Source organism: Burkholderia sp. BCC1998, from assembly GCF_905339875.1.
Classification (GTDB): Bacteria; Pseudomonadota; Gammaproteobacteria; order Burkholderiales; family Burkholderiaceae; genus Burkholderia.
This window is the reverse complement of record NZ_CAJPHE010000056.1, coordinates 1-5,089: the sequence shown is the minus strand read 5'-3', so window position 1 is coordinate 5,089 and position 5,089 is coordinate 1. Positions and strand designations below refer to the sequence as shown.

Sequence of the window (5,089 nt, the reverse complement as noted above, 5' to 3'; positions counted from 1 at the left end):
GGGCCCATGGTGGAGCGGGTGAAGGGAATCGAACCCTCGTCGTAAGCTTGGAAGGCTTCTGCTCTACCATTGAGCTACACCCGAGGCGGCACGCATTCTCGCACAATTAAGGGCGCCAACAGGATACTGATTTACGTCGATTGGCCTTGGGGCATAGTGATCAATCGCTGTGACAGCAGCTTTGCCGAATACGCGCAATCGATCACTTTGCACATGCAAAGACTGGTCTTGCCTATCGGTTTTCCCCTGGCCACCAAGGCTTTGCGGCCGGGCGGATCAGATAGTCATCCAGGTTTTTGCCAGCCAGCCACTTCGGACACGCGCCGCGTCCCGTCCACGATTTGCCCGAGGAAGGATCGTAGTATTTGGCTGGCAACTGCTTGGGCTTGTCTTTCACAAAGCCGGCCGCACGGAGCAATTCCACCTCCGTGATGCCGTGCTCCTTCACCTGCTCCCGAATCGAGGAGAGGACTGCCGCCTTTTCCTTCTTCCGTGCCTCATCAAGAAGCAAATTGAGGTGGCCAAGTTGCTGGTGTAGGGCCTGAATTTTACTGGTCATCGTAAATAATCTGCTGATTGATACCGTGCGCTCGCAAAGCATGCCGGTCGCGGTGCGATTTCGAAGCCTGTCTGGCCACTGCCAATCATGATGGCATCTTTTCGGGACAACTTGCCGCCAACATACGGCACGCATTACATGCGTCAGCAGTCCCGCCCCTTCCTCGTCGTCCATTCAGATCGCAGCATAGCGGCACGTCATACATGGCGAACGATACGTGTAATGTCTGCGCGTGCAACGCGGGCAATTCTCCCCCGGTTGACCTCGGTTGAGCAAATTACAATTGCAACAAAGATCCAGAAGTTGCGTTGCCTGCGGTAGATGTTATAGGGTAATGGCCAAACCCGCTTTTAGCGCACATGACTGAGGAATCCACGAATGAACAAGCAAGAACTCATCGACGCTGTTTCGGCTGCCACCGGCGACACCAAAGCCAGCACTGGGGCCGCCGTTGATGCCATTCTCGAGGCCGTGACGCACGCAGTCACCCGCGGTGATACGGTGCAATTGATCGGTTTTGGCTCCTTCTCCACGGGTGCCCGCGCCGAGCGGGCCGGCCGCAATCCCGCTACCGGGGAAGCCATCACGATCGCTGCCGCAAAAACGGTCAAGTTTACGGCCGGCAAAGCATTCAAAGATGCCGTGAACACCTGATCGGTATTGAGACAACAGCCTCACCCAGCGAGATGTTTCTCCAGCAGGTCGATGTGACGCAAGATGAGTTCCAAGAAAAACCGCGGACGGCCCGCCGCGCCGCGACGCCCCCTAACAAAAACCATGTTGTTGCCGCTGGACAAAACGGCGGTGCAGACACAGTCCTTGTCACATCATCTTGCGCTGGCGGCCTGTCGGGACGGCCAAGGGAACGCGTATCTTTTCAACGAGCTGATACGCACCACGTATATCGCGTGGTTCCTGCAGCAGGCTGGCTACGGGGACGAACCTGTTGAACGCTACAAGGCAGTCGAGCATGCGGTAGAGGTCACGCACGTGCACGCCGATGAGTCGAATGAGTGGATCCTCGCAGCGGACGCCGTGTTGGCATTTGAACGGCTGCTCGTGCTGCATGATTGGCAACTGAATGTCGCGCCACGTTACAAGGTGATGGACGCCGAGCAGCAGCTGAAGCGATTCCTGACGGGAACGGCCTCGTCTCCGATTCCCGAGCCCCGTCAGGGCGGCACCGTGGCCACCCGTCCATGCCATTTCTAGATCATCCCCGTTGCCGCATGCAGGATCGCCCACGAAGCGCGCAAGTGATGCGCGAGCAAAACGACGGTATCACGGCCGCGGAACACCAAGTTTAGTTTGACTTAGTAAACTCGGCGGCAACGACATCGTCACGCGACCTCGTCGAGGGGAATGTGCGCAACACTGTCCGCGCAGATGCGCTCAGCCTGATTGAGCGGTACAGGTGAACCTGTTGGCTGAAATACGGCATCACCACGTTCGTAAGCCTGCCCCGACACCACGCAGATTCCGCCAGCAGTCGCCAGCGCAGCAGTCCAAAGCTGCTCGCTGTAACACCCCCGCCCGGCCTGCCGCCATGACACGATGAGGCGGCCGGATCCCGGCCGCTCCAAAATGCGCACCGTTGACCGGACCGCGTCTGGAGGCACGGCAGACGGCGGATAACACACACCTTGCGCCGTATCGACTTGGCCACCCTCATGCGCCTGCTTACGGCGCCTCCGAATGGCCAGCATGGTGCCGCGGCATGTCGACGCGCCACAACGGCACGCGTATCGGTCGCGCATCGAGCGCGTCACGCGCCCGTCAACCGCGAGCGCGAGCGCGAGCGCATAGTCAATGCTAATTTCGTCACCTGCATCGATCGCACGCAGCGCTCGAATAAAAATCCGGCCGCCTCGATCTTCTGCCTCGCAATTCGGCGCGCACGAATGATTGATCCAACGCGACGAGTTGCCCGCTGCCGCGCCATCGATGACGCGCCCATCGCCAAGATCGAAGAAGAAGGTGTGATCCGGATTGGCGGGATCGGCTGGCGGTCTGTTGATGGCGACCTCCCAATCGATACGCTCACCGACGTACTTGAGGAGCATTTCACCAGCGGCCAGGTCGCGACGAGCAAATACGCCGCGGCCATGGATCGGAGAGCGCCGCACAACGATGCGGGGGACGTGATGGGATGCCGGATGCGTGGTCATCTTAGGAAGTTGAATCGGGCCGATCGGACTTCACACTTCGAGGGGGCAAAACCATCCGAAGATCGTGTCGCCAGTGGGCCAGGTTCATCCGAAACAATGTCGGCATCCCAAACCCACCTACACAACTGTGGCGGCATCCAGGCCCTGGGCCGAATTTACCCGGATAAGGTGAAAAACGACGCAACGTCAGCAGGAACAAACGATAAAAGCGAGTGGCAGGGAACAATCCTTTCCTTGCCACCCGCCTGCCTGACCACCGCCGTCTTACTCGCCCGCTGCTTCGGTGACGACTTCCGGCTTGACAGCGGCGCCTGCCGCCTTTTTCACGCCAGGAGTGCGCCGGCTTCTCGTCTTTTTTGCAGCAACAGTAGTCGACGGGCGCCCTCTCTTGCGAGCCGCCGTCGCGCCGGCCGATTTCACGGATTTCGCGTCGCCCTTTCGGGTCTTTGCGGCGGCTTTCTTTGCCGCAGCTTTCTTGACTGCGGCCCCAGCTGTGGCATTGCCGGCGGCACTCTGTGTCTCGACCGCTGCGCCAATGAGAAAGCGAGTGCGGTCCTTCACGTCCTTGATCCACGCCGGCGCGCGGCCTCGACCGCTCCAGGTTTCACCCGTCTTCGGGTTCTGGTATTTTGCCGCCACGTGACCGCCGACCTTCTTGCCCTTGGCTACGCGTTGGCGGCCAAAAATCTGCTCGGCTGTGATTCCGTATTCCGCCACTTTTGCGCGCATGTCGGCAACCAATGCCTCCAATTCCGCAACGCGTGCCGCTTCTGTTTTTTCCTGCAAAGCGTCGAGTTGCGCCTTCAACGTCTTGTAGTCGCTATTGGCCATGTTCTGTTCTCCCAAAGTTGTCGGTTGCGAGAGATCGCAACGCTCGAATTATGCCACTCATCGAGATAGTCGGAATTGAAGATTACCCTGCAAGCCACTTTCAACCAGCGCTTGATCGATACAGTCCTATCAGCACAGCCCTCCGACTCAAATTAAATCAAGGAGTTCAAAACATGCGTTACGAACTCGTCGGTGGTACGCAACTCAAGGATGGACGGAGAAAATCCATCGGCCCGGCTAACGTCCGATTGCAACAAGCAGCCAAGGTCCTGGAGCTGCTGCGCGCAACCGCTCATCTCAGCGCATCGACCCATTTACAACTCAGCGAACTCATCAGGTTGGCCGCCTTCTCCAGCGGCCAGCCCTTGCAGATAGAGGCTGTCGGCCGAATTCGACAAGGAAGCGTTGCTCGCGTGCACTGCCGTCCTGGCTTTCGCGTATCGCCGTCACAACGGCCAATCTGATCACGCTCGATTCAGTGTAAACAGCGAGTGCAACTCGTGGTCGCTGAGATTCCCAATCCATTGCTCGCCTGTGCCAACGGCCAATTCGACCAGTTCGCGCTTGCCTTTGATCATGTCGTTGATGCGTTCCTCGAACGTCGCCTCCGTAATCAGGCGATGCACCTGCACATGGCTGCGCTGTCCTATGCAGTTGGCGCGATCGTTCGCCTAGGCCTCGACTGCCGGGTTCCACCTAAGGTGGAAAGGGATGACGCTCGAGGCGGCCGTCAGGTTCAGTCCGGTGCCGCCGCCCTTGAGTAAGAACAGGAACCCCCGCTCGGTGCGATCGTGCCGGAGGTGTACAACCATATCGTTGCGCTTTTTCCGCACCACACCGCCGTGCAGGAACTGCGGTGTGTGGCCGTAACGCTCGCCAAGCCAGCCGCGTAGCAGTGCGCCCCTCTCTCGGAACTGGGTAACGATGAGCAACCGTCTATGCGGACTCGTCGCCTACGTCTTGAAGCCACCGGCACTCGCCAATCGAGCGCTCGCCAAAGCAGCGCCGGGCGTTGCCACATGTCGATCAGCTGCCCAAGCGGTTTGTCGATTTTGGCGCAGTCGCCCCACCACGCGCGCCGCTTTTTCCTTAGCCGAGCCCGATCGGCTCGACGTTTTGCGCTGCTTGCCATATCGCACCTCAATTCATATGCCGAATGTGCGAAAACCCGCTCGAAGCGGGATGATTGACGACAATGAAAATATTGCTCCCTTGGAAGCCAAGGTTGTATGCAGTGCGGCCCTATGAGGTCACCGAGCTTTTCATTCCTGGGGCCAGTCGGCCGCCGTGTCGTCGCCGCGCAAAATTGAGGTGTGGCGTGACAAATCGCATGTTCATGAAGCGAGCGAACGCGCTTAAGCTACTGCTCGATGCGCGCCAATCTGCCATCGGCCAGGCTGCAGGGATGTCAGTCGACGATACTGACGCAAAGCTTGAAGCGCTGAATCGCCTGATGCTCGACGTCCGTGCGTGTCGGGTAAACGAATTTCAGATCGACCCGGCCGACGAGATGGAGATCGTCGTAACGGAC

The 5,089-nt window shown here is 58.9% G+C and carries 8 protein-coding genes and 1 pseudogene; 4 read left to right on the top strand and 5 right to left on the bottom strand.

Annotation, left to right across the window (positions count from 1 at the left end):
• Window positions 1–232: 232 nt before the first annotated feature.
• Complete coding sequence (locus U5A56_RS36660) at window positions 233–559, bottom strand: H-NS histone family protein (protein WP_257776126.1); 327 nt, start codon at window positions 557–559, stop codon at window positions 233–235.
• Between the two features lie 378 nt (window positions 560–937).
• Here U5A56_RS36660 and U5A56_RS36655 point away from each other — a divergent pair, with 378 nt between their 5' ends.
• Both U5A56_RS36655 and U5A56_RS36650 read left to right on the top strand, forming a co-directional pair.
• A complete protein-coding gene (locus U5A56_RS36655; RefSeq protein ID WP_257776125.1) occupies window positions 938–1,213 on the top strand; it encodes an HU family DNA-binding protein in 276 nt (91 codons plus the stop codon).
• A 63-nt stretch (window positions 1,214–1,276) separates the two neighbouring features.
• Window positions 1,277–1,771, top strand: a complete 495-nt coding sequence (locus U5A56_RS36650) for a hypothetical protein (protein ID WP_257776124.1) — start codon at window positions 1,277–1,279, stop codon at window positions 1,769–1,771.
• Window positions 1,772–1,899: 128 nt separating this feature from the next.
• Here U5A56_RS36650 and U5A56_RS36645 read toward each other — a convergent pair whose 3' ends face one another.
• Window positions 1,900–2,727, bottom strand: a complete 828-nt coding sequence (locus tag U5A56_RS36645) for an SET domain-containing protein-lysine N-methyltransferase (protein ID WP_257776123.1) — start codon at window positions 2,725–2,727, stop codon at window positions 1,900–1,902.
• A gap of 534 nt (window positions 2,728–3,261) precedes the next feature.
• A pseudogene (locus U5A56_RS36640) lies at window positions 3,262–3,558 on the bottom strand (H-NS family nucleoid-associated regulatory protein); the annotation flags it as partial.
• A gap of 173 nt (window positions 3,559–3,731) precedes the next feature.
• Here U5A56_RS36640 and U5A56_RS36635 point away from each other — a divergent pair.
• Window positions 3,732–4,022 (top strand): hypothetical protein, encoded by a 291-nt coding sequence (locus tag U5A56_RS36635; protein ID WP_257776122.1) that lies wholly within the window; start codon window positions 3,732–3,734, stop codon window positions 4,020–4,022.
• Here the strand turns inward: U5A56_RS36635 and U5A56_RS36630 are convergent, their stop codons facing one another.
• Window positions 4,023–4,190 (bottom strand): hypothetical protein, encoded by a 168-nt coding sequence (locus U5A56_RS36630; RefSeq protein WP_257776121.1) that lies wholly within the window; start codon window positions 4,188–4,190, stop codon window positions 4,023–4,025. It abuts the gene before it with no gap.
• 39 nt (window positions 4,191–4,229) lie between these two features.
• The gene (locus U5A56_RS36625; protein ID WP_257776120.1) at window positions 4,230–4,490 is read right to left on the bottom strand and encodes a helicase-related protein; all 261 of its coding nucleotides are present in this window, start codon (window positions 4,488–4,490) and stop codon (window positions 4,230–4,232) included.
• Between the two features lie 398 nt (window positions 4,491–4,888).
• Between U5A56_RS36625 and U5A56_RS36620 the strand changes: the two genes are divergently transcribed.
• The coding region (locus tag U5A56_RS36620) for a hypothetical protein (protein WP_321927346.1) at window positions 4,889–5,089 on the top strand (201 nt) is incomplete at its 3' end.

Bases quoted from the DNA above. Each gene is read 5' to 3' on its own strand.
- U5A56_RS36635 (WP_257776122.1), top strand. From the start codon at position 3,732: ATGCGTTACGAACTCGTCGGTGGTACGCAACTCAAGGATGGACGGAGA.
- U5A56_RS36655 (WP_257776125.1), top strand. From the start codon at position 938: ATGAACAAGCAAGAACTCATCGACGCTGTTTCGGCTGCCACCGGCGAC.
- U5A56_RS36645 (WP_257776123.1), bottom strand. From the start codon at position 2,727: ATGACCACGCATCCGGCATCCCATCACGTCCCCCGCATCGTTGTGCGG.
- U5A56_RS36660 (WP_257776126.1), bottom strand. From the start codon at position 559: ATGACCAGTAAAATTCAGGCCCTACACCAGCAACTTGGCCACCTCAAT.
- U5A56_RS36650 (WP_257776124.1), top strand. From the start codon at position 1,277: ATGAGTTCCAAGAAAAACCGCGGACGGCCCGCCGCGCCGCGACGCCCC.